Source organism: Collinsella sp. AF31-11 (genome assembly GCF_003475605.1).
Lineage (GTDB): Bacteria > Actinomycetota > Coriobacteriia > Coriobacteriales > Coriobacteriaceae > Collinsella.
This window is the reverse complement of the sequence record NZ_QRQS01000010.1, coordinates 73,348-98,348: the sequence shown is the minus strand read 5'-3', so window position 1 is coordinate 98,348 and position 25,001 is coordinate 73,348. Positions and strand designations below refer to the sequence as shown.

General features: G+C 60.7%; 19 protein-coding genes. 1 reads left to right on the top strand and 18 read right to left on the bottom strand.

The genetic code is table 11. The annotated features are described in order from the left end of the window. Positions 1–33: 33 nt before the first annotated feature. The 17 genes from atpC to prfA form a co-directional block, all read right to left on the bottom strand. Complete coding sequence (gene atpC / locus DWZ22_RS07770) at positions 34–426, bottom strand: ATP synthase F1 subunit epsilon (RefSeq protein WP_006235718.1); 393 nt, start codon at positions 424–426, stop codon at positions 34–36. 3 nt (positions 427–429) lie between these two features. Then, complete coding sequence (atpD, locus tag DWZ22_RS07765) at positions 430–1,884, bottom strand: F0F1 ATP synthase subunit beta (RefSeq protein WP_006235717.1); 1,455 nt, start codon at positions 1,882–1,884, stop codon at positions 430–432. After that, a complete protein-coding gene (gene atpG / locus DWZ22_RS07760; RefSeq protein ID WP_117743860.1) occupies positions 1,884–2,792 on the bottom strand; it encodes an ATP synthase F1 subunit gamma in 909 nt (302 codons plus the stop codon). Before atpG ends, atpD begins: the two co-directional genes overlap by 1 nt. A gap of 5 nt (positions 2,793–2,797) precedes the next feature. Then, entirely contained in the window at positions 2,798–4,396 is a 1,599-nt protein-coding gene (gene atpA, locus DWZ22_RS07755; RefSeq protein ID WP_117843238.1) for a F0F1 ATP synthase subunit alpha, read from the bottom strand. Beyond that, on the bottom strand, positions 4,396–4,872 hold the full coding sequence (locus DWZ22_RS07750; RefSeq protein WP_006235713.1) for a FoF1 ATP synthase subunit delta: 477 nt from the start codon (positions 4,870–4,872) through the stop codon (positions 4,396–4,398). Before DWZ22_RS07750 ends, atpA begins: the two co-directional genes overlap by 1 nt. Then, positions 4,862–5,464 carry a F0F1 ATP synthase subunit B gene (gene atpF, locus DWZ22_RS07745; protein ID WP_118405835.1) on the bottom strand — a complete coding sequence of 201 codons (603 nt, stop codon included), beginning with the start codon at positions 5,462–5,464 and terminating at the stop codon, positions 4,862–4,864. Before atpF ends, DWZ22_RS07750 begins: the two co-directional genes overlap by 11 nt. 15 nt (positions 5,465–5,479) lie before the next feature. Continuing rightward, complete coding sequence (locus DWZ22_RS07740; protein WP_022094262.1) at positions 5,480–5,674, bottom strand: ATP synthase subunit C; 195 nt, start codon at positions 5,672–5,674, stop codon at positions 5,480–5,482. A gap of 124 nt (positions 5,675–5,798) precedes the next feature. After that, positions 5,799–6,602, bottom strand: coding sequence for a F0F1 ATP synthase subunit A (atpB, locus tag DWZ22_RS07735; protein WP_022094263.1), 804 nt, complete (start codon positions 6,600–6,602; stop codon positions 5,799–5,801). A gap of 3 nt (positions 6,603–6,605) precedes the next feature. Beyond that, positions 6,606–6,917, bottom strand: coding sequence for a hypothetical protein (locus tag DWZ22_RS07730; protein WP_117734915.1), 312 nt, complete (start codon positions 6,915–6,917; stop codon positions 6,606–6,608). A 281-nt stretch (positions 6,918–7,198) separates the two neighbouring features. Further along, the gene (gene upp / locus DWZ22_RS07725) at positions 7,199–7,846 is read right to left on the bottom strand and encodes a uracil phosphoribosyltransferase (protein ID WP_118405834.1); all 648 of its coding nucleotides are present in this window, start codon (positions 7,844–7,846) and stop codon (positions 7,199–7,201) included. 123 nt (positions 7,847–7,969) lie between these two features. Then, entirely contained in the window at positions 7,970–9,511 is a 1,542-nt protein-coding gene (gene glpK / locus DWZ22_RS07720; protein ID WP_118405833.1) for a glycerol kinase GlpK, read from the bottom strand. A 13-nt stretch (positions 9,512–9,524) separates the two neighbouring features. Beyond that, complete coding sequence (locus DWZ22_RS07715; RefSeq protein ID WP_118405832.1) at positions 9,525–10,268, bottom strand: L-threonylcarbamoyladenylate synthase; 744 nt, start codon at positions 10,266–10,268, stop codon at positions 9,525–9,527. 134 nt (positions 10,269–10,402) lie between these two features. Further along, the gene (locus tag DWZ22_RS07710; RefSeq protein WP_117743856.1) at positions 10,403–10,894 is read right to left on the bottom strand and encodes a type II toxin-antitoxin system HicB family antitoxin; all 492 of its coding nucleotides are present in this window, start codon (positions 10,892–10,894) and stop codon (positions 10,403–10,405) included. Continuing rightward, on the bottom strand, positions 10,861–11,046 hold the full coding sequence (locus DWZ22_RS10695) for a type II toxin-antitoxin system HicA family toxin (RefSeq protein ID WP_117843243.1): 186 nt from the start codon (positions 11,044–11,046) through the stop codon (positions 10,861–10,863). The genes DWZ22_RS07710 and DWZ22_RS10695 overlap by 34 nt, the downstream gene beginning before the upstream one ends. A 68-nt stretch (positions 11,047–11,114) precedes the next feature. Continuing rightward, positions 11,115–12,365 carry a HemK/PrmC family methyltransferase gene (locus DWZ22_RS07700; RefSeq protein WP_118405831.1) on the bottom strand — a complete coding sequence of 417 codons (1,251 nt, stop codon included), beginning with the start codon at positions 12,363–12,365 and terminating at the stop codon, positions 11,115–11,117. Between the two features lie 139 nt (positions 12,366–12,504). Then, positions 12,505–12,714: a hypothetical protein gene (locus tag DWZ22_RS10485; protein ID WP_158559636.1), complete on the bottom strand. Its 210-nt coding sequence runs from the start codon at positions 12,712–12,714 to the stop codon at positions 12,505–12,507. A gap of 445 nt (positions 12,715–13,159) precedes the next feature. Then, on the bottom strand, positions 13,160–14,227 hold the full coding sequence (prfA, locus tag DWZ22_RS07695) for a peptide chain release factor 1 (protein WP_006235697.1): 1,068 nt from the start codon (positions 14,225–14,227) through the stop codon (positions 13,160–13,162). A gap of 338 nt (positions 14,228–14,565) precedes the next feature. On the opposite strand from prfA, the gene DWZ22_RS07690 reads away from it, so the two are divergent. Beyond that, the gene (locus DWZ22_RS07690; RefSeq protein WP_117793865.1) at positions 14,566–14,895 is read left to right on the top strand and encodes a hypothetical protein; all 330 of its coding nucleotides are present in this window, start codon (positions 14,566–14,568) and stop codon (positions 14,893–14,895) included. 81 nt (positions 14,896–14,976) lie between these two features. Here DWZ22_RS07690 and DWZ22_RS07685 read toward each other — a convergent pair whose 3' ends face one another. Next, positions 14,977–24,708, bottom strand: coding sequence for a Spy0128 family protein (locus DWZ22_RS07685; protein ID WP_158573315.1), 9,732 nt, complete (start codon positions 24,706–24,708; stop codon positions 14,977–14,979). Positions 24,709–25,001 lie beyond the last annotated feature (293 nt).

Genomic DNA, 25,001 nt, shown 5'->3' with positions numbered 1-25,001 from the left:
TGTTCGCAAATGGTCGAACGTTAAATCGTTTGACTATTGGGCAAGCTTGAGCTTACACCATGCGATTTCATTATAGAGGTAGGCGCGGCGTGCATCATCCTCCGACAAATTACCCAGCTTCTCTTCAAAACCTTGAATATCAGCTTTAAGCTTGTCGGCATCGACGGTCGCCAGATCGCAAGCGCGCTCGGCGAGAACGGTCACGACATCGTCCGCAACCTGGGCATAGCCGCCGGCCACGGCAAACGTGTGGTCGACAGTGCCCATGGCCTTATCGGAAACGCGAACGTAACCGCGGTCGATCGTGCAGATCTCGCTGGAGTGAGCAGGCAGAACGCCAAACTCGCCATCCGTGGACGGAATCGACACAAACGCAGCGTCGCCCTCATAGGCGCAGCTCACGGGGCACACGATGCGGATACGCATAACCTACTTCTCCCCCATCTTGCGGGCGCGCTCGCGCACGTCCTCAATCGTGGAAGCATAGCGGAAAGCCTGCTCGGGCAGGTCATCGGCCTTGCCGTCGACAATCTCGGCGAAGGAGCGGACGGTATCCTCGACGCGGACGTAGACACCGGGGTTGCCGGTGAACTTCTCAGCGACGTGGAAGGACTGCGAGAGGAACTGCTGAATCTTACGAGCGCGGTTGACCGTAAGGCGCTGCTCCTCGGACAGCTCGTCCATACCCAGAATGGCGATGATGTCCTGAAGGTCGGAGTACTCCTGCAGGAGCTCCTGGACCTTGACGGCGACACGGTAGTGCTCCTCGCCGACGATCGAGGGATCGAGAGCGTCGGAGGAAGATGCGAGCGGGTCGATAGCCGGGAACAGGCCGAGCGACGAAATGCTACGCGAAAGAACCGTGGTTGCATCGAGGTGCGTAAACGTCGTGGCAGGCGCCGGGTCGGTCAGGTCGTCTGCGGGGACGTAGACAGCCTGGACGGAGGTAATGGAGCCCGTCTTGGTCGAGGTAATGCGCTCCTGGAGGTCGCCCATCTCGGTTGCCAGCGTGGGCTGGTAACCAACGGCGGACGGCATACGGCCCAGCAGTGCGGAAACCTCGGAACCTGCCTGGGAAAAGCGGAAGATGTTGTCGATGAACAGCAGAACGTCCTGGCCACGATCACGGAAATACTCAGCGGTGGTAAGGCCGGCCAGACCGATGCGCAGACGCGCTCCGGGCGGCTCGTTCATCTGACCATAGACCAAGCAGGTCTTGTCGATAACGCCAGACTCGCTCATCTCGAGGAACAGGTCGGTGCCCTCGCGGGTACGCTCGCCGACGCCGGTGAACACCGAGGTGCCGCCGTGCTCCTGGGCGAGGTTGTTGATGAGCTCCTGAATCAGAACGGTCTTGCCAACGCCGGCGCCGCCGAACAGGCCCGTCTTGCCGCCACGGATGTAGGGCTCAAGCAGGTCGACGGCCTTGATGCCGGTCTCGAAGATCTCGGTCTTGGTGGTGAGCTCGTCAAAGCGGGGCGCTGCATGGTGGATGGGGTAGAACTCCTCCACCTCGGGCATGGGCTTGCCGTCGACGGGCTTGCCCATGACGTTCCAAATGCGGCCGAGCGTCTTGGGACCAACGGGCATCTTCATGGGCTCACCGGTATCGGTGGCGATGAGGCCGCGCTGCAGGCCGTCGGTCGAGGACATGGCGACCGTGCGGACGACGCCGCCCGGAAGCTGGCTCTCGACCTCGAGGATCGTGCTCAGATGACCGATCGGGGTCTCGGCCTCGACCGTGAGCGCGTTGTAGATCGGGGGCACCGCACCGTCAAACTTGACGTCGACGACAGGGCCGATGATTCGCACGATGCGACCATCACCGGCAGTCGTCTTCTTGGTGGCTTCCTCGACCGCAAGCTTTACGGTGTTATTAGCCATTACTGTTCCTCCAATGCTGAGGCTCCGCCGACGATCTCGTTAATCTCGGTCGTGATCGAAGCCTGGCGCACGCGACTATACGTGCGGGTAAGGGTCGAGATGATCGCGGTGGCGTTTTCCGTCGCGGAGTGCATGGCCTTGCGGCGTGCACCCTGCTCGGCAGCCGCCGAATCGATCAGGGCCTGGTAGATGACCGTCAGGATATACGACGGTACAAGCTTGCCGAGAACATGCTCGGGAGAGGGCACGAACTCGAACGTGGACGAGATGCGCTTAGGGGCGTCGGTCTCGTTCTTACGCGGACCGTGGGCCATAGCGATCATCTCGGGGTCGAGCGGCAACAGATGCTCGACGCGAAGCTCCTGATCCACGCGGTTCTTTGCGTGGTGGTAGACAAGCTCGACACGGTCAAGCTCACCGGCACGATACGCATCGCAGATATGAGAGGAGATCATGCGGGCCTGATTGAAATCGGGCTCAGAGGAGTTGCCCTCAAAGTGCATGATGACGTTTGCGCGGTCGCGAAAATACGTGGCCGGCTTGCGCCCGCACGCGATGATCTCGCACTCGATGCCGTCGTTCGCCCAAGAAGCGGCGAGCTTTTCGGCCGTACGCTCCACTGTCGTATTGAAACCGCCGGCAAGGCCGCGGTCCGAGGCAATGACGACAATCAGGCCATGCTTGACGCTCTCATGCTTCTGCAGCATGGGATCGGTGCCCGAACAGGAGGCGTCGCCGGCGACCGTCAACATGACGTCGGTCAGCGCCTCCTTATAGGGCTCGGCCTGCTTGGAGCGATCGAGGGCACGACGGATCTTGGCCGTAGAGACCATCTCCATCGTGCGCGTGATCTGCTTGGTCGTGGTAACCGAGGAGATTCGCTTCTTAATGTCGCGAAGGTTGGCCATAGGGCTTAGTTCTCCTCTGATCCAGAAACATCCGAATGGTGCTTGGCCATGAACTGCTGCTTAAAGTCGCCGATGACGCGCAAGAGCTCAGCCTTGGTGTCATCATCGATCTTCTTGGCGCGAACCTTGTCGAGCAGTAAGCCAAAGCCATTGTCCATGTACTCGATGAGCTCGGCACGGAAAGGCAGCACGTCGGCGATCTCCAGGTCGTCCAGGAAGCCCTCGTTGCCAGCGAACAGCGCAACGATCTGCTCGCCAACCTCAAATGGTTTATAACGCGGCTGCTTCAGGAGCTCGGTCATGCGGGCACCATGGGTCAGCTGCTTCTGAGTAGCCTCGTCAAGGTCGGAGCCGAACTGCGTAAAGCCGGCGAGCTCCTGATACGAAGCGAGGTCCAGACGGAGGTTGCCGGCGACCTGCTTCATGGCCTTGGTCTGCGCGTCGCCACCAACGCGGGACACGGAAATGCCCACGTCGACTGCCGGGCGCTGACCCTGGAAGAAGAGCTCGGACTGCAGGTAGATCTGACCATCGGTAATGGAAATGACGTTGGTCGGAATGTAGGCCGAGACATCGCCGTCCTGGGTCTCGATGATCGGCAGGGCCGTCATGGAGCCGTAACCGTTCTTCTTGGACATCTTGACGGCGCGCTCGAGCAGACGAGAGTGCAGGTAGAAGATATCGCCAGGATAGGCCTCGCGTCCGGGCGGACGATGCAGCGTCAGCGACATCTGACGGTAGGCCACAGCCTGCTTGGACAGGTCGTCGTAGATGACGAGCACGTGACCGCCGGGGTTGGTCTCGCTGGCGGGCTTACCATCCTCGCCGTTGTACATAAAGAATTCGCCGATAGCGGCACCGGCCATAGGCGCGATGTACTGCATAGGGGCGGAATCGGCAGCGGTGGCCGAAACGATGATGGTGTAGTCGAGCGCACCGTGCTGAGCGAGGGTCTCGCGGATGTTGGCAACCGTGGAGGCCTTCTGGCCGATGGCGACATAGATGCAGACCATGCCCTTGCCGCGCTGATTGAGGATAGCGTCGATTGCGATGGCGGTCTTACCGGTCTTACGGTCGCCGATGATGAGCTCACGCTGACCGCGGCCAATAGGCACCATAGAGTCGATAGCGAGCAGACCGGTCTGAACCGGCTCGCACACCGGGGTACGGTCGATGACGCCGGGGGCCTTGAACTCGATGGGGCGACGGTGCGTGGCGACGATGTCGCCCAGGCCATCGATGGGCTGGCCGAGCGGATTGACGACGCGGCCAAGCATAGCACGGCTCACAGGGATATCCATAATGCGGCCAGTGGTGCGGCACTCGTCGCCTTCCTTGATGGAGTCGACGGCACCAAACAGAACGGCGCCGACCTCGTCACGGTCAAGGTTCTGGGCAAGGCCGAAGACGGTCTCACCGGTATCGGAGCTCTTGAACTCCAGAAGCTCGCCTGCCATGGCGCTCTTGAGGCCGGAGACGCGCGCGATGCCGTCGCCTACCTCGTCGACCGTTGAAACCTCATGCGTATCGACCGTCGCGGAGAGACTCGTGAGCTGCTCCTGCAGTTTCTTGGCGATATCCTGGGCATTGAGGGTTTCGGACATTAGGCTTCACCTCCGTACGAATTAGCAGAGTTTGCGAGGGTCTCCTGCGCGATGCGCAGCTGCGTCTTGACGGAAATGTCACGACGCTCGCCGCGGGCCTCGAGCACCAGGCCGCCCACGATAGACGGGTCGACCTGCTCGATAAGGAATACCTTGCGGCCGAAGTCCTGCTCGCATTTCTTAGTGATGGTTTGACGCAGCTCGTCGTCGAGCGGGATCGCCGTGGTGACGGTCACGCCCACTACATCCTCGTCTTCCTCGGCAACATACTTAAAGGCAGCTGCCACCTTGGGAAGAAGGTCGAGCTGGTCGCGCTTGGACATGGTATCGAGCACGGCGATGATCTCGGGGCTGGCAGAAGCCAAGCGCTCGATCATCTCGAGGTCCTCGAACACATGGTTCTCGGCCTTGGCGGCTTCCAGAAGGGAGCGCGCATAGGTCTCGAGCACCTTGTCCTGATAGCGGCTAGTCGGCATTCAGGCTACCTGCTTCCTGGATGTAGCGCTCGATGAGCTTCTTCTGCTCGGCCTCGTCCTCGAGTGCCTCGCCCACGATCTTGGTGGCGACGGCAACGGACAGGTCGGCGATGGAACTCGCGGCACCGGCGTAGATGGACTTGCGCTCGTCCTCGACAGTCGTATGGGCCTTGGCGATGATCTCCTCGGCCTCCTTGTGAGCAGCCTCGATGATACGGGCGCGCTCGGACTCGGCGTCCTTACGGGCCTCGAGAACGATGTCGGCAGCCTGACGACGGGCGTCGGTGACGATCGAGTCGGACTCAGCGCGCTTGGCGATAGCCTCCTGCTTGGTCTTCTCGGCCTCGTCGAGGCTCTCCTCGATCTTCTTGCCGCGCTCCTCCATGGTTTTCATGATGCTCGGCAGGGCGACCTTGGCCAGCACGATCCAGATAATCAGGAAGGCGATAAGCGCCGGGATGAACTCCGCCATCTTAGGGATGAGGATGTCCGCACCGGCAGCGCCGTCCTCGGCGAACGCGGAAACCGGCATGAGCAGCGCGGCCGCGGACGCGGAGAGTGCGATCGCGCTCTTCTGGGATGAAAGATTCATACTTGACGCTCCGTGCTATTTAACGATCAGCGCGACAACGAAGCCGATCAGAGCCAGAGCCTCGCCGAAGGCGGAGCCCATGATGAAGACGGTGAACACGCGGCCCTGGACCTCAGGCTGACGGGCCATAGCACCCGTAGCACCCAGAGCAGACAGGCCGATAGCAAGACCAGCGCCGATAACACCGAGACCGTAACCGATAACTCCCACGATTCCTCCTTTGTCGTGCGTGTCTTATTTCACGCAGGATAACCTTTTTATAACTGCCGGACTCCATGGGTACGGGCACCGGCGGTTTAACGAATTGCCTTACCTTTAAGACGCGAACGGAAGACTACTCCTCCTCCGCGACCTCCTCTGCCTCAGAGACATACACGGCGGTAAGGACCGTGAAGACGTAAGCCTGGATGGCGCCGACCACAAGCTCGATCGCATAGATCAGGATGAGGATAGCAAGCCAGGCCAGCGAAGGCAGGGCACCGACGGCGTGGGCCGCGGAAACCTGCTGGAGCAGCGGCTGCATGAACATGCTCGCCATGATGGCGAACGAGCCCATGACCACGTGTCCTGCGAACATGTTGCAGAACAGACGGACGGCGAGTGTGATGAGGCGCAGGAAGGTCGAGAAAAGCTCGACGACCCACACAAGCACGTTCATCGGGAAGCTCACGCCCTGCGGGGCGAGGCTCTTGATGTAGCCGATCACGCCGTGAGCCTTGCATCCGTAGTAGATGAAGTACACGAAGGCGAAGATGGCGAGCGCGGCGGTGGAACCGATTGCGCCGGTGCCGGGCTTCATTCCCGGGATCAGGCCGATCATGTTATTGATCAGGATGAACAGGAAAAGCGAGCACAGGAACGGGAAGTGCTTCTTCCAGTTCTCACCCACGACGCCCTTGCCGATATCGTTCTCGACGTACTCGATGATGTACTCGAAACCGTTGACGAAGAAGCCCTTGGGAACCAGGGTCTGCTTCTTCTTGAACACGGCCAGGACGATCAGGAGCACGATCGTGGAGACGATCAGCCAAAACGAGTACTGCGTGATGCCGCAGCTCAGATCGCCCACGACAGGGGTGGAGCTGAACTCGCTAACCAGATGATTAATCTCATCAGGCAGCTTTTCAAAAATTTCCACGACTTACCTTTCGACCTCATGAGGATCTCGCAGCGCCTTGGCGACGCGAACCGTGCAGGCGGCCATAAAGGCCACGAAGCCGATCGCCTCGCCCAGGAGGAACATGCGAAATGCCTCTCCGAACAACACAAACACAACCAAGGTAAAGACGAGCAGGGCGATTGCCGAGACCGCCAGACTCACCATGCCCTTGAGCATGTCCGCATTCTGCTTATCGTCAAGAACCGGCTTGAGCGTAAAAACAAAGGGAAGAAAGGCGACCGCGCCCGCGATGACGCCTGCAACGATAGCGAGCAGATCGGCTATCTGAAACACTGGCGTCCTCACTTTCCTTCTTTAACGCTTCCCAGAACAGTTCCCGCCAAACATTGGTGACTATTTTACGAGCCAATCGCTAAAGTACAACCGAAAAAGCATCGGTTAATACTCACCTGTTCGTTTTCTTAAGACCTTCTTTATGTCGCAGGTAGGTAATACGTTTTTCTCGAACCCCTCTGGGCTAAACGTCCGTTAACAGGAGTGCGCGTGGACGTCTTTTGCTCGCCCGCGCGCACCATTTCTTCGTATTTGTGACCGTAGCCGACAAGGCCCGACGACTAGAGCGTGCCGTAGATGCGGTCGCCGGCGTCGCCCAGGCCGGGAACGATGTAGGCTGCCTCGTTGAGATGATCGTCGATGGCGCACGTATAAATATGTACGCCGGAGTCCATTTCGGTCAGCGACTTGAGACCCTCGGGCGCGGCGACGATGCACAGCATGCGGATGTCCTTGACACCGCGCTCGCGCAGGTAGCTGATGGCCATCTCGGCCGAACCGCCCGTGGCGAGCATGGGGTCGACGACCAGGCAGGTGCGCTGGTCGATATCCTTGGGCATCTTGCAGTAATACTCGTGCGGCTCGTGGGTAACCTCGTCGCGCTCCATGCCGATGTGGCCCACGCGAGCGGAGGGCACCAGGTCGAGGATGCCGTCGACCATGCCAAGGCCCGCACGCAGGATGGGCACGATGGCGAGTTTCTTGCCGGCGAGCTGTTTGAACGTGGCGGTAGTGATGGGGGTCTCGACCTCGACGTCTTCCATAGGCAGGTCGCGCATGGCCTCGTAGCCGTCAAAAAGCGCGAGTTCGCGCACGAGCTGGCGGAACTGGTTGGTGCCGGTGTTTTTGTCGCGCAGGATCGACAACTTGTGCTGGACGAGCGGGTGATCGACAAGCGTCACACGGGACGCGTCGTAGGTGACGGTCATGGGTTGATTGCCCCTTTCGTTGCGGCCGCAAAACGGCCTTGCTGACAAGGCGCGCAGCAATGTTGCCGCCGAACGCCATGCATTAGTTTAGCGGTTTATTGTATCGAGCAGCCCATCGCAGCCCTACTGTGCGGTACTGAGCGAGCGCTTGACTGCATCACGCCAGCCCGCAAGGTTTTGCTCGCGGCGCTCGGCAGACATGTGGGGAAGGAAGGTCCTAACGATCTGGGCATTTTGCTCCAGCTCTTCTAGGTCTTCCCAATAGCCGACGGCAAGACCCGCCAAGTACGCGGCACCGATTGCCGTGGTCTCCACCGTCTCGCATTGCAGCACGGGGATATCCAGCAGGTCGGCCTGGAATTGCATGATGAACTCGTTGCGCGAGGCACCGCCATCGACAGACAGGCGCTCGATCGAAAGCCCCACGTCCTGCTCCATGGCGCGCAGCACGTCGTAGCTCTGATATGCCATGGATTCGCAGGCGGCACGTACGATGGTCGCACGGCTCGAGGCGCCGGTCAGACCGCACACGATACCGCGGGCATGCGGGTCCCACCAGGGAGCACCCAAACCCGCAAAGGCGGGAACGAAGTAGCATCCCTCGTTGTCGTTAATCGAAGCGGCGAGTTGTGCCGCCTCGCTCACGCTCGAGATGATGCCCATGTTGTTGCGAAGCCAGTTCATGGTGGAGCCGGCAGCGAAGATGGAGCCCTCGAGTGCATAGCTGATCTTCCCGTTCGCAGCGATACCGATGGTGGAGACCAGGCCGTTCTTGGATTCGACGATCTCGTCGCCGGTGTTCATGAGCATAAAGCAACCCGTGCCATAGGTGTTTTTGGTCTGGCCGGGACGGAAACAGCAGTGACCGAACAGCGACGCCTGCTGGTCGCCCGCCACGCCCATGATGGGCGGCGTGTTGGTCATGATGTCGCTCGCGACGCGGCCGTAGTCGCCCGAGCTCCAGCGAACCTCGGGCATCATGGAACGTGGAACGTCAAAGAGCGCCAGCAGGTCGTCGTCCCAATCGAGCGTATGGATATTAAAGAGCGCCGTGCGGCTGGCATTGGTGTAGTCGGTGGCAAAGACCTGGCCGCCGGTGAGGTTGTAGATGAGCCAGGTGTCGATGGTGCCAAACATGAGGTCGCCCGCCGCCGCGCTCTCGCGTGCGCCGTCGACGTTGTCGAGAATCCACTGCACCTTGGAGGCCGAGAAATACGGGTCGAGCGTGAGTCCCGTGCGGGAGCGCACCAACTCCTCGCAACCCTGTTCAACCAACGCGTCGATTGCCGGCGCGGTACGGCGGCACTGCCATACGATGGCGTTATAGATCGGCTGACCGCTCACGCGGTCCCAGACCACCGTGGTCTCGCGCTGGTTGGAGATGCCGATGGCGGCAATGCGGTCGGAGTGGATACCGCTCTTAAACTGGACTTCCATCATGACGGCGATTTGACTGGCGAGGACCGCCATGGGGTCTTGCTCTACCCAACCGGGACGCGGAAAACTGGTTTTGACGCTGCGACGCGCCTGCGCGACGATGCATCCGTACTCGTCGACGATGGTCGCAAGTACCGAGGTGGTGCCGCAGTCGAGCGCCATGATGTAGGAACCGCCAAAGTTAAACGAAGCATCTTCCATGCCCAGGCTGCCCAGATTCAACGACATCGCTTACACCTTTCTATTGCATCGGGTCGGACAGGACCCGTTCGATCTCTGATGCGGGAAGTGCGCCTTGGCGCAGGATCTGGAGCCCGCCGTGCTGGAACGACACGATGGTCGAGGCGTCGCGACACGGGGTCTCACCGGCGTCGACGGCAACATCGACCCCCTCCAGGATGCGACCCTCGACGGCGGCAAAGCTTGCCGGCGAGGGCGCGCCGTGCGTATTGGCGCTCGTGCAGGCAAGGGGACTGCCGCAGGCGCGGATGAGCGCCTGGACCACGGGAGAGGCCGAAGCGCGCAGGGCCACGGTGTCGTCGGCAGCGCGCATAAAGGTCGGCACGCAGGGGGCTGCCTTAATCACGATAGTCAGGGCTCCCGGCCAGCATCGTCGCGCGAGTACGCGGGCATCTTCCGGGATATCCACGCCATAGCGGTCGAGCGCTTCGACGCCATCGACCAGCCAAGCGACGGTTTGCGTGAGTTCACGTTGCTTGAGAGTGAAGATGCGGCGGTAGCCGGTACCGAGCGCAGGGACCGCGGCGCCATTGACGGTGGCTTGCGGGTCGCATGACCACGACGGGAACTCGTTTGTATCTTGGGGGACGGCATCGGAGAAGGCTTTAACTGCCACGGCGACACCGTAGACAGTCTCGGTCGGGATCAAGGCCAGGCCGCCGCGGCCGAGCACCTCGGCAGTGCGCTCGACGGCAAGCCGATGCGGCTCGCGCGCTCCCTCGTATACCCGATAGACCGTCTGCATGTGTATGCCAGCCCCTTACGCTCTGGTGCAAGTTTGTTTACTGTGGGGCATTCTCGCACGAAACGTTCAACCTATTTGTCCAGAGCGCATGTTGGTTTGGTGAGCGGCTCTAGTAGTCGGTGAAAGTGAGGGGATTATTGGACTGCGACGAACTTCTTTGGCCTGCCGGCATGGCGTTCTTGGGCGGCGTAGCGCTCGATGCTGTCTATCGTTATCATCCGACGGCCGTCGACGAGTTCAACATCGAGCTTTCCGGCTTTGACCAGCGCGGTGATCCGCGGAGCGGAGACTTTGAGGTCCAGCGCTGCGTCTTTAAATGTTCGGCACGCCGCTTCCCGAGCGTCCTCGTGGTCGATTTCGACTGAAAGGGCCACGACCTCGGCCGAGCGTTCGTACCCTGCCGGAGTCAAACCGTTGTTGAGGTCGTCGGCTAAAAACGCCATCAGCGCCTCGGTGGCATGGGCAATCGCTTCTTCGCGCGTATCGCCATCGGCAAAGGCGCCGGGAATCTGCGGGAAGCTGGCACAGTAACCGTCGTCTTCTTTTATGAGAACGCAATCATAGGTAAATCGATGCCTCATTTTGCCTCCAACTACCATCCAGCTTGGCGACGAATACTTGCCCACGTGCCCTTCTTTGGTCGATCACCACCAGAGCCGTTCACGGCGACAACACGGCCACCAGAAACATACTTAGCATGACTACCGACTTGCGCGACCTTCACGAATCCATCGTGCTTGAGTAGGGCAATGATTTCCCGAAAGGTAGGAGGTTGCATGGGCCGACCTCTGTCAGCCGTCCTAATTATAAACTACTTTATAATTTTTGCTAACCAGTTAATAAATATTACTGGCGCTGTTTGGGCTCGGTGACGATGGCCCGAACGATGCGGGGGCGATCGGTGAGATCGCGGACGACGCGCACATCCGAAAGGCCCGCCTGGCGGCAAAGTTCGGCCGCAGCGTCGAGCGCGCCCTCGTAGAGCTCGCAGGCAAAGAGGCCGCCGGCGCGCAACATGTAGGGCGCCGCGTTGAGCAGGCGGCGGAAGATATCGAGGCCGTCGGCGCCACCCTCGAGCGCCAGATCGGGCTCAAAGTCCTTGACCTCGTGCGGCAGCGAGCGCATGACATCGGTGGGGATGTAGGGCGGGTTGGAGACGAGTACGTCAAAGGTGCCCCACTCTTCACGGGGAATGGAGCTCACCAGGTTTGTGAGGCTGAAGGCGACCTCATCTGCCGTGAGCCCGAGCGCATCGCGGTTTTTGGTGGCCAGATCGATGGCGCGCAGCTCGATATCGGTAGCGGTGCAGGTAACGTGGCCGCGTCGCTCCCAGGCAAGCGAGAGCGAGATGCAGCCCGTGCCGCAGCCGACCTCGAGAACGCGGGCGATGCGGGGCTCGGTTGGAGCAGGCGCAGCGGCATCCTGAGCTGAAGCCATCTTCTGATCGGCACCCTCGATGGCGATGCCGTATTCGTCGAGCTCGGGCTCAGCAGCTTCCGCAGTCTCGGCTTCCGCTGCCTGCGCGGCGGCTTCCTCGGCCTCGCGGTCGGCCAGTTCCTCGGCATAGGCACGGCTACCCAGCACGTCGCTGCCTAGCGCCGCCTCATCGGCAGCCGTCAGGTTAGCGGCACGGCGCTCGGCGGTCGCGCGTTCGTCTGCCAGCGCGGCCTCGGCTTTGCGGGCCTGCTCGACCTCATCGTTCCAAGGCAGCTCAACACGCTGACGGGCAGCAGCCTCGGGGCTCAGCACCTCGGCATCCAGATAATTGAGGACTTCCTCGACGAGCATCTCGGTCTCGGGGCGCGGAATGAGCACACCGGGGGCGCACGCGACGTCGATCATGCGAAACTGCGTGCTGCCCGTGATGTATTGCAGCGGCTCGCCCTTAGCGCGGCGGACAACGGCCGCGTGCATGGTCTCGAGCTGGGCCGCGTTAAGCATCTCGTCCATGCGCATATATAAGTCGATGCGTGCCAAACCCGTGGCAGCGCACAGCAGCCACTCAGCAGAAAGACGGGGGTGCTCCTCGCCACGCTCGGCTAGGTACTCCTTGGTCCACTCAAGACAACGCTTGATGGTCCAGATCTCGTTTGCCATGGGGCCCTCCCCTCTTAAGCGCCGGGCGGCGCGCGAATGTCGGAGCAGATTGTACGCGAGGCCAGCGTTTGGCAAGGGACGATTGAAGGCGATTATCGACAATCAGCCCAGATTTTTACTTGGAACCTGTCCGAAGTGTTCATTCGTCGACGTCTAAATCTGCATCCGTCAAGTTTTTGGCAAGGTTGCCCCAAAACTGACCAATATCTAACCAAGAACTTGCCAAATCACTTGACGCGCGACGCATCAAAAAATGCACTGCAGCTTCTTGGACGATTTTTTGAGCAATATTTTCGGCAGAAGATGCACGCCGCAATTTCTTTGAGCAGGTAGCTGGCTTAATGGCCATCAAAGCCGATTGAATAACATCTCAAAGCAATGTGCCCAACCCAGTCATTGGGGACGTTCTTATACGACTAGCTATCGGGGACAGTCTTCGCAGCCAGCCGCGAAGGACCGTCCCCATCTGCCGGCCTTTAGGGACAGTCCCCAACTGCCGGCACAAAAGGAGCGTCCCCAACTGCCAGGTGCCGCAAGAATGTCCCTTTTGACTAGTCATTTAAGAACGTCCCCAATGACTACCTTGGAAACCCCGCAGGTTGAGCATACCGCATCCGGAGCAAGGCAACGCTGCAGGTAGAGGACGGACAGCGAGCGATGTCCAGGGCGAACAAGTTGGCATGAAAAAGGCAAGGCATAGACCTTCTGGTCATGCCTTGCCTTTTGAATGACAAATTGTCGCCCTGGGCGGCGCGCAGCGTCGGCTGGTCCGCCGTTCGGTAGAACGGCGGAACCTACACAGCTTGTGCCAGCTTCTCGGCTCGCTCGGCGGCGGCGAGCGCCTCGATGACGGTGCCGAGCTGATCGCCCAGAAGGACGCCGTTGTAGGTGGAGTTGAAACCGATGCGGTGATCGGTCACGCGGTCCTGGGGCTGGTTGTAGGTACGGATCTTCTCGGAACGGTTGCCGTGGCCGATCTGGCTCTGGCGCTCGGCACCGAGCTCTGCCTGCTGTTTCTCGAGCTCCATCTCGTACAGACGGGCACGTAGCATCTGCATGCAGACCTCGCGGTTCTGGATCTGGGAACGCTGCTCCTGCGACTGCACCACGGTGTTGGTGGGCAGGTGGGTGATGCGCACGGCGGAGTAGGTAGTGTTAACGCACTGACCGCCAGGGCCGGAGGCGCAGTAGGTGTCGATGCGCAGGTCGGACTGGTTGATCTGAACGTCGATCTCCTCGGCCTCGGGAAGCACGGCGACGGTCGCCGTGGAGGTCTGGATACGGCCCTGGGACTCGGTCTTGGGAACGCGCTGGACGCGGTGCACGCCGGACTCGAACTTCATGACGGAGTAGACGCGGTCGCCCTCGACCTTGAACTCGATGGACTTAAAGCCGCCGGCCTCGCTAGGGCTGGAGTCGAGCACGGTGGTCTTCCAGCCGCGCGACTCGCAGAAGCGCTGGTACATCTTGTACAGGTCGCCGGCGAAGATGGCGGCCTCGTCGCCACCGGCGGCGGAGCGGATCTCGACGATGGTGTTCTTGTCGTCGTTGGGGTCACTCGGGATGAGCATGTACTTGATGTCTTCCTCGAGCTGGGGAAGCTTCTCCTCGTTCTCGGAGATGTCCATCTGGAGCATCTCCTTCTCGTCCGCGTCGGTCGTGTCGCGGAGCATTTCCTTGGCAGCCTCGATGTCATCGAGCGCACCGATGTACTCGCGCGAGGCGGCGATGAGGTCGGACTGGTGCGCATACTCCTTGTTGAGACGCGTGAACTCCTTGATGTCGGAGGCGACGGCCGGGTCGGAAAGCTTCTTCTCGAGCTCCTCGTAGGCCTTAATGATCTTTTCGAGCTTGTCGCGCATGGCGGGACTCCTTTATGTGCGTGAAGGCGAAAATCGGCAGAGTTGATGGGGCGCGCGGCGCCACTGCGGGGGTAAGCCCAGCTAGAACATGTCGATCTTCAGATACATGCGCATCCCTTCGCGTATGAGGTACATAGTTGCGGTCTAACCCATACATGATAGCGTGCGCAGGCATACCTGCATATAACCCGCACGGAATGCGACAAAGGGTCAGTCTCTTTCCTTGAATACAACTTCATCCGAATGCCTCCCGCATTCATCCGCACATATACGGATAAATTTGGGAATCCGATACCCTGAGGGCCGGATCGGCCGGCCCCGGGAGATCGGAGGACGCCATGTCCGGAAAGGGCGGGAAGGGCGCCGCGAGGGCGGTCCCGAGGACCCACGGCAGGCTCAACCGGGTACGAGCGGGACACGGTCCAGAGGATGCTGAAGCGCAGGGTTCGCTCGGCCACTTCCTCGAGAGGTTCAAGGGCGTATCGACCCGCAGGCTCCACAGCTGCCTGATGTGGTTCAGATGGCTGCGCGAGGCCGCACGCGTCGGGGACAGGACGTCGCTCATGCGCGAGCAGCTCGACGACGGGCGCTACGAAAAGATCCGGAAGAAGATGATGGAGCCGGAGTACGAGTTCCATCTGGAGCCGGACGTGCAAACGGCGGGTTAACATAGCCTTTCACCAAAAAGGGCGAGCGGCCGCGCCCTGCGACCACCCGCCCTCAATCAAAGCCCTTCTCGGCCGCCGTAGCTACCGGTTCCGGCGCCGCAGGATAACGCCTGCGGCGATCAGCACCACCGCGCCGCCCGCGATGCCACCCAGGGCCATCGGCGACAAGCTGGTATCGCCCGTATACGGCAGACCCGGCTTCTCCTCCTTCGGCACCGGTGACTTGCTCGGCGGATTGGCGGGCGGCTCCGTCGGCGGGGTGGTCGGCGGCGTGTACGTGTTCTTGAACACCGGCGCCACGGCGCCGTCATAGGTTACCGTCGCCACCAGATGGCCCGCACCGTCGTCCGTCACCGTCACCGTTACCCGGTGCTCGGCCGCGTCGTACGTCACGTTCTTCTGACCGTCGTCCACCTCGGAGATGCTGTAGGCGTACGTTCCGGGCTTGTCGTACGAGATCGCCTCGAAGCCCACCGTGCCGTCCGCCGCGTTCTTTGCGGTCTGCAGCACCTTGCCGTCGGCATCCTTCAGCTGGAAGGAGAACTGCCCTTCCTTCAGGTCCTCGCCGCTCAGCACCTTGGAGGCCCCCAGCTTCACCTCAGTCGCGGCCGGCGCGTAGCTGTTGCTGAATGCCACCGCATCCGCAGCCTTGCCGCCCTTGCTGTAGGCAACCTGCGTCTCCAGCGCGTGCGTCTCCGCATTCTCCGTCACCGTCACCGTCGCGGTAAAGACCGTCGTGTCGTAGGTGACGCCGTTCGCCGTCGCCCCTGCCCGCTCGGACACGGTGTAGACGTACGTCCCCACCTTATCCAGCTGCAGCGGCGCGAAGCCGAACGTGCCGTCGGCGCCGTTCTGCACCGTCTGCACCACGTTACCGTCGGCGTCCTTCAGGTCGAAGGAGAACTCACCCTCGGCCAGGTCGCGGCCGGTCAGGGCCTTCGTTCCGGTAATCGTCGCCGTCGTTGCCGTCGGCGTGTAGGTGTTGGTGAAGGTCAGATCCGCGGCCGTCTTGTTCGCCGTCGCGGTCAGCTGGCCGCTGCCGTCGTCGGTCGCACTCACCGTCACATCCAACACCGCATCGCTGTAAGTGATGGTGCCATCTTGGCCCGCAACCTCCTTCACCTGGTACGCATGCGAACCAGTCGCGGTGTACGAGATGGCCTTGAAGGTAAACGCGTTACCCACGTTCGTGGTCCGGTCGATCTCCTGCCCGGTGGCCACGTCAATCAGCGCGAACGTGAACTCGCCATCGGCGGGCGTCCGCATGGTGGCCGGGTCGGCATTCTCAAGCACCTTGTTGCCAGAGATCTGGTAGGAGATCGCGCCCGGCTGGTAGCTGTTCGTAAACGCCATGGTGTTGGGGGTGACGCCGTTCTCGTTGGGGTCGCTCGACTTCACCGTGGAGCTCTCTACCACCAGCTTGCCGTCGTTGTTGTCCTTCACCACGTAGGTCAGGGTGTACGTCTTGCCGGTGTAGGTCACGCCCGGCACGCCCGGCGCGTCGTCCGTCGGCTGCACCTCGCGGACCGTGTAGATAAAGGTGCCCGCTTGGTCGAAGGTCAGCTCGTCGAAGGCAACCTTGCCGTCGGCGTCGTTCTTCTGGGTCTGAAGCACCTTGCCGTCGGGCCCCACCAGCTCGAACGCGAAGTCTCCCGCCTTCATCTGGTAGCTGCCGCCGTGCACGTCAACGCTCTTGGTGAGGGCGATCGCGCCGGAGACCGTCGCCTGCGCCTGGTAGGTGTTGGTGAAGGTGGGCTTCGTGGCGTCCTTGCCGTCGTAGGCAACGCTCGCCTGCAGCGTGCCGGCGTTATCCGCAACCGTCACTACGGCATGGTGCACCGCGTCGTCGTAGGTCACGTAGGCCAGGTCGCCCTTCCGCTCCACGATGGTGTACTCGTGCGTGCCCGGCTTCGCGTAGGAGAAGGCGCCGAAGTTAACGCTTCCGTTCGCGCCGTTGGTCGCGGTCTGAATGGGCTGCTTGCCCTTCAGCTGCTCAGCCGTCAGGTTGCCCTCGTACACATCGAAGGTGAATTCGCCGCGCTTGAGCGCGATCGGCGTGCCGTCATCCTTCTTCACGTAGCTCTTCTGCGCGCCCAGGGCCAGGACGGTCCCGGCCGGCTGGTAGGTGTTGGTGAAGGTCTCCAAGCCGGATGTGCTCGTCACGACCGCCTTCGCGTTCAGCGTGCCCGTCCCGTCGTCCTTGACCGTTACTTTATAGATGAGTGGATGGGCGTCGTAGACCATGCCCGGCTCCGTGCCCGGCTTCTCCGCGATGGTGTAGGTGAAGTCCTTGCTCGCAGCGCCGCCCAGGTTGGAGAGCGTGAACTTGCGCGTGAACTTCACCGTGCCATCGGCCTTGTTCGTCGTGGTGCCGAGCACCTTGCCGTCGGCGTCCTTCAGCTCGAACGTGTATTCGCCGCCCTTCAGCTTGGTGTCGTGCGTGAAGCCCGGCGCGACCGCAACGATCTTGGTCGCCGTCAGCTCCACGGATCCCTTTGCGGTGTAGGTGTTCGTGAAGGTGGGGGCGACCGTCTTGCCGTCATCGTAGGTGACGCTCGCCTCCAACTGGCCGGCGTTGTCCACGACCTTCACCACGGCGTGGTGAACCGCATCGTCGTAGACCACGTGGGACAGGTCGCCCTTCTGCTCCACGATAGTGTATTTGTACTCGCCGGCCTTGGTGTAGTTGATGGCCGGGAAGGTAACGGTGCCGTCCTCGCCGTTCTTAGCGGTCTGGATGGGCTGCTTGCCCTTCAGCTGCTCAGCCGTCAGATCACCCTCGTACAAGTCGAAGGTGAACTCGCCGCCCTTGAGCGTGGCCTGCGTGTTGTCGGACTTCACGTACGATTTCTTCGCCGTGAGTGTAGCCAAGGTCTCGGCAGGCTGATACTTGTTAGTGAAGGTCGGGGCATCATTCTTGTCGTCATAGGTGACAGTCGCCTTTGCCTTGTCACCGTCCGCCTTCACCGAGACGTGGACCTTCACCGCCGTGGAATCGTAGGTGATGGTCGAATCGCTGTCAGCGACCTCCTTGAGCGTGTAGTCGTACTCGCCTATGGTCAGACCGGTGAGGATGAGCTTAATCTTGCCGTCCTTGTCGTTCTGGACAGTCTGGATGGGATCAACCGTAGTCGTGTCGCCTTGATATAGGCCGAAAGTGAACGCACCAGCCGTCAGGTCCTTGCCCTTGAGGATCTTCGTCGCCTCGATAGTGGCGTCGGCCGTCGGCTTCGAGTTGGTGAAGGTCGGCACGGCCTTCTCGCCGTCGTAGGTGGCGGCCGCGCTCAGCGTGCCGTTCTTGTTATCGGTGACGCTAACGTGCACTTTCACCGTCTTGCCATCGTAAACGATAGTCGGGTCGGCGCCTTCGACCTCCTTGATGGTGTAGTCGTGCTCACCGGCCTCGGTGTAATAAATGGCCGGGAAGGTGATGTTGCCATTGGCATCGTTCTTTTCTTCGGCGACAACCTTATTGCCCTCCTTCACCTGGAATGAGAACTGCTGGTTCTCAAGGGTGCCGCCTGTAAAGTGCTTCTTCGCCGCCAGGGTTACGGAACCCTTTGCGTCGTAGGTGTTGTTGAAGGTGGCGAGGTTCACCTTGCCGTTCTTGACCTCAAGCGTCTCGCTCTTGTCATCGCCGCCCTTCTCTACCGTCACGCCTGTGACAGTCAGCTTGGCATTCTTGTCCTCAACCTTCACCGTGACGGTGTAGGTGGAATCGTCCATCGTCCAGCCGGCGTTCTGCACGCCGTCCGCCGCGGGATCATCATCAGCGTTGTGCACCTCGGTGAGCGTGAACGTGTACTCGCCCGCCTTGTTGAACGCCATATTCGAGAAGTCGACCGTCTGGCCCTTGTCCTTGATGATCTTGCCACTCGTGACCTTTGACTCAGCATGCTCATTGCTCGCCAGAGCATCCGAGACTGTGAGGGCACCGTCATCGATCTGCTTCTGCGTCTCCGGCGTGGCGGTCAGCGTGAACGAGAACGCCTTCTCCGTGCTCTCAACACCGGAGATCTTCTTCGTCACCTGCGGGGCCAGCTTATCGCTGGCAGTCGTCTTGTAGCTGTTCTCGAACGGAATGGTTAGCGTGGAGTCTTCCGGTGTTGAGGCCGCATTGATCGCCTTAGAAGCGACGACTTTCTCCTCGCCCGGTTTACTCGGATCAGGTGCGTACAGCGTCGACACCACACCGATCGTGCCATTATGATTGTCGAGCACCTCGATCTTCACTGTGTACTCGGTCTTGTCATAGGTGTAGCCAGCGGGAATGGCCGACGGCACGTCCTCAACAACCTTGTACCGATAGACATTGCCGCCGTGCGCGTTGTTGACATCATCTTGCGTGAACTTCAGGGCATCCGTGGGCAGCAGGCTCACGGTCTTGGTATCCCCGGGCTTCATCTCGGGAGTTTCGAAAGTCTTCGAGTTGCCGTCAATACCGAGCTTCGCGGCGGCCTGCGCGGCCGTCGTCATCGTGAACTCCGTACCGTCCTGCGCGAACGCCGTTGCGTCAAGCGGAGCCACCGTAAAGCTGAATCTACTGCTGGCGCCAGCCGTGCCGTTGAATGTCTTCTTGATCTGCAAGCCGGCTTTCGCGCTGTAATTAACCGGATCAACCTTGTACTCGTTCTTAAACGGAACCGTGGGCTTGCCGTCATCGGACTTCAGGCTCGAGACCGTCTGCACATAGTTGGTCTTGGTGTCAAGCTTCGAAACAGCATCAGCCGTCAGCGCATCAACGTTGTCGCCCTCGCCAACGAGCGCCGTCACGCCCGGGCCCTTCACGATGGTCGTCTCGGTGTAGAGCTGGCCTTTGTTGTCCGGATTCGGCTTCACCGCAATGAGCACGTAGGCATCGCCGGGGTACGCGGTGTCGAACGTGCAGCCATTACCGTCGGCCCCATGACGCTCGGTCACCTTGTACACGTACGTCTTGTTGTAGCTCAGTTGCGTGAACTTCAGCGAGGAGAGCTTGCCAGACATCGTGGCGGTCTGTGAGCCGTCTTTATTGGCCTTGCCTTTTGTGTTCGTAAACGCCCCGTCGCCATCGGCCGGAACCGGCGCCGTCACGCCGCCGTACGTCATCGCCTCGATCGCGAACGGGAACGCGCCGTTCTCCAGCGGCTGGCCAACCATGGTTTTCGTCACGTTGATGCCCGCGTAAGCGCCCGATGCCGCATAGATGTTGGTGAACGCGGCGGCGTCCGTCACCTGCCAGTCGGCATCCGTCGTCGCCTGCTTGTTGTCGTACGCAACCGACGCGGTCAGCTTACCGGTGTGCTTGCCGTTCTCGATATCGGTCACTGTGTACGTCACCGTGGACGTATGGCCGCCATACGCAATACCAGTCTTATCCGCGTCGGTCGGCTTCGTCTCGTTCACATTGAACGTATACGTGCCCGACTTGGTGAACACCAGGTCGCCCGCACCGAAGGTTGCAGAACGCGTCGCGTCACCGGCGCCTGCGATCTCAACCTTAGTCGTCAGATCGCCGGTCTCATCGGAGTCGGTAGCCTTCCTCTGGGTAACGACCTTGTTTTTAACCGCGTCCCTCGTCGCATCATCCGCCGGCGTCAGGGTGAAGTCGAACGCATCGCTCGTCTCCCACGCGCGCCCGGTGAACGTCTTTTGCACGTTAACCGGCGCCGACGTCGCCTGGGTCACCGTGTAGGTGTTCTTGAACGGGATGTATCCGTTGGCGTCCGTCAGCTGCGTGCCGTCGGCCTTCCAATACGTGACCGTGGAGGACAGGCACTCACCCGTCCCAGACTCGTTATCAACCTGCTGGTTCTTCACCAGCACGTAGTACACCGTATCGTCGTAGCCCATGCCACTGGACGTCGATGTATCGGAATCCTTGACCTCGGTCACCTTGTACACGTAGGTGAGGTTCTCGCTCTCCATCGTATAGGTGATCTGCGGGAACGCAGCGATACCGCCGTCATCGTTCTTCGCCGTGGTCGTGGTGGACGTGCACCCCTTAGGCATGGGGACCTTGCTGGCACCGACGCTGTAGGAGGTGGCGAGCTTGCCGAAATCGATGGCTCCACTCGGCACGGCATCATTCTTCATCCCGCCGAGTGCCTCGAGCTGGAACGTGAACTTATCCTTCACAAGCGGATTTGCACCGGACTGGTCGGCATACGTCTTCTGCACGTTGAAGGAGATGGTCTTCTCATCGGTGTTATAGGTGTTCGTGATCTTGGCGATTTTGTCAGCGACCTCGATCGGGTTGTCCTTTTGGCTCATACCGTCGTCGGTGTAGGTCTGCTCCATCTTGACTGCCGGCTGCGACAGCGTGCCGTCGCCGTTATCCCTCACCGTCACCGTGACACGGTAGGTAGCGCTCGAATACCCGAACCCGGGCAACCAGTCAGCGTCGTTTTGAGACGGCGTGGCCTCGGCAATGAGATAGGTGTAGGTGCCGGGCTTGGCGTACTCAATATTGCCGAAGTCGAACGTGTCCCCGTTCTTGACGGTCTTCACAACCTGCTTCATACCACTCACGGGCGCATCCTTGGCACCGGCGGGCATCGGCGTGCCCCTGTCCGCGCGCAGGTAAATCTTGAAGCTATCGCCATCCTTCCAGTCACGGCCCCGGAGCACCTTCTGCGCCCAGAACGCATTGGTGAGCGTCACCGGCGGCTTTACGCTGTAGGTGTTCGTGAATACCAGCTTGTTGGCGGCGGCCACCGTGCCGTCGGCGTTCTGCTTTGCGATCGTGCCGAAGATGCTGTCGCCCTCGCCGCTCAGGGCGTTGCCGCCCTGCTCGCGCTTGGTCAGCGTGAAGCCGGCCGGCATCTTGTCCGTACCGGTCAGCTCCTGCACCGTGTAGGCGTCGTGCTCGTCGAGACCGTACACGCGGATCGTCTGGCCGGCCGTGATGGTCTGCTCGCGGCCGTTCTCGAGGTCGAACATATCGCCGACCTGCTTCTCGCTTGCGGCCCCCGCGTTCTCAAACACTGCGGCCTTGTACGTCTTCCCCGCCGTCGTGGGCACGGTGAACTTGAAGGTGAACTTCGCGTCCTTATTGCCCGTCAGGCCATCGGGCACGTCAACCTTCTTCGTCACCTCGAGGCTCGCCTCGCGTTCGTTCGCCACGCGCACGCAGGTGGTGCCCGTGAACAGGGCATTCAGGTTCATGTCGCCCAGATCGGCGCGGGCGCCCTTCGCATTAGTGACACCAGGTTCATCCTGCGTGATGCCCATACGTATCCAGCCCGTCTCGGTCTCCAGGCGGTAGGGTTCGCCCGCCTTGGTGGGCCCATACTGGTAGATACGTCCGTTGGCGCCGTACTTGAGGTGTACCGTGTCGCCGGCACCGGCGGAATCGACATCGCTCCACGAAAGATTACCGCCATCGGTCACGCCATCCGATGTCTGCCGCATACCCTTGATCCACGTGAGTGTGTTGTCGATGTCGCCCTCTGCGCCAAACTGGCCCAGACTCTTCATAAGCGTGCCCGGCCCCACGAACGTCGAGACGCCGTCATCGGCCGTACCAGCATCGGCATGGACGCCGTAATCGTCCACAATCACCTTGGTGAGCGTGTCGTTAAGCAGGAAGCCCTTGGGCGCCGAGACCTCCTTTAGGAAGTAGGCGCCCTTCACGAGCGGCTTGTTGCCGTCGCTCGTACACGGGAATATGCCCGCCCCTTCGAGCTGGATCGGGTTGCTGACCTGCCCCGTCGTCAAGGTGTCGTAGGGGATCTGGTCGCCGTTGAGCACGACTTTGCCGTTCGCGTCTGCTGTCACCTGACCGTCCGTGTACAAGCCGAACTTCGCGCCGTCTACGGGGTTGCCCTCGGTATCGGTCTTCTGCACGAACAGGCGGTTCTGGATGTTCGTGACGAGCAAGCGCGTGGCGAACTGTCGCTTGAAGTTCGTGCCGTCTGCGATGTCGTCGCTGTACACGTGGACGGTGTTCTCGGGCGTCGCGTCGCCGATCGAGCTCGCCGTTGTGTGGTAGATGGCCACCGTGTACTCGGCATCCTTGCGGTCATTACCGCTCAGCAGGTAGTAGTACTTGGAGATGTCGCCGGGCAGATTTTGAATCTCTACCTGGTACTGGCCGCTCGTGTTGAGCGTGAAGGCGTGCAGGTCCTTCCTCGCCGCCTCGATAGCGCCGGCTTTGCTCGGCTCCTTGGCGAGGGTGTATCCCGCTCCCGTCGATGGATCGCCCGACACGGCGTACCAATTGTTCTGATCTTCGATACCCGTGCCTGCGCTTTTATCGCGCTTGAGCACCACAGCGAACAGTATGCCGGAGTCTAGCTTGACGGTCTTGTCGGACTTCGTCAGGTCATTTTTTGCCTTGTACACGGTCGACGGCGCGGTGATGGTCACCTTCGCGGCGGCGAACGCACCGGTCTTCCACACGACGCTGCCCGCGTCCATACCGCCGCGGTTGATGATGACGCCGCCCGCGCCGTTCTCAGCGCTCGCGGGCACGTACTCGAGCTGCATGCTACCACCCGTCGCCGCGAGACTCGAGCGGTATCCCTTGGGTACGCACGTCTCCTTCAGGAGGTAGTACTTGTTGTCGTGACCCTTGTTGTAGAGATCGTCGAAGTTGATGACGCCGTTGTCAACTTTGTTCGTGAGCGTTTGGTGGCCGGCCTCGTCCGTGGTGCCGGATCCGAGAAGCGCGTTCTCGTTATTGGTCGTATCTTTAAATTTCCCGTCTGTTTTGTACAGCGCGAACTCGGCACCCTGTACGAACTTGCCGTCCTGGTCGAACTTGATGATGTCGGACTCGGGCACCGTCACGAGGTTGAACTTGAGCTCCATGTTGGAGTCGGTGGCGCCGCGCTCCAGGTAGAAGAACTTGAGGGTGTGGTTGGTGCCGTCTTTGAAGGTGTTGCCGTCGAAGCCCGAAGTGCCCTTTTTCGCCGCCTGGTACTTGCTCAGCAGCGTGCCGTCGCTTTTGTCGTTCACCTTAATGTCGCCCGTATGAAAGTTGATATTCAGACTCGCACGGCTGTGAATACCGCCGATATCACCCACGAGGACATCATCGATGAACACCCAGACGTCATCATCGCCGGCGAACTCGAAGGTCATGTCCTTCTTATCGTTCGTCAGGCCGCCGTTGGGCTGCACGAATCGCGTGGACATTGAGAGGCCGAAGTGGTGGTTGACGTGGTTACCGGCGTTGTCTGCCGTGATGCCATTTTGGACGAGCCGGCCGCTTTCCTCCTTGAACACCTTGTCTGCCGCATCGAACGGGAAGAACTGACCCCGATGGGACGAATCGCCCACTTTGTCAATGCCCCAGGTGTCATAGACGTCGAAGGCATTCTTGTCAGCGTTGTAGGCTGCGTAGTTTTCGGAGCTGTCATAGACGTAGTAGCCGTCCTGAACCTTGAGGAGGCCCGTCACGCCAAAATGGGACGTCTTGCCGGTCTGGGCAGAGGAATCGAACAGATAGCGGAGGGAGTCGCCGCCATAGGTACCGGAAAGCTGCGGGTAGCCGTCTGAAAGCGTGTTGCTGACAATGCCGGGCTGCGGGTTCGTGTTGCCCGTCCAATGGTTGAGCGGTGCATCACCCTGGCCATCGTTAAACTGGAACCGGTGGCTTGCGTTGATGCCGCCGTTGCCGGAAACCGACAGATGGTTATCCGGATTCACCCAGTAATCAAACAGGTTAATTGTTGTCCCCGAAGGCGAAGTCGTCGGAACCGTGTGGTCGGAGATCGCCGCCTCGGCACGAAGCGGCAGGAAGAAGCTCGCCGTCAGCGCGACGGCGAGGGCCAGAACAATCGCATATGGCGAGACCGGGCGCAGCCCGCGACGACGGCCATAAGACATGACGGACCACCGCTCGCGCGGCCGATGTCCACCAAGAAGTTCCCTGCTGGGACCCCCCCCCCCCCGGGGGTAACCATATTCATGAGTAGAGACGTCGCCTCTCTGAGCTCCTGCATAATTTCCCTCCCCGTCACACGGCGACCCGCCTGGGCACCCCCCCCCGGGGGGACGAGGCAGTCTGGCACATGCCCGCAGTCGTTCAAGGAATACCAACCCCAGCATATGTCTCTTAAGATATCTTAGTCTTATTCTATGACAGTTTTTGTCTCATTACCGATGAAATCGGCTCAGTC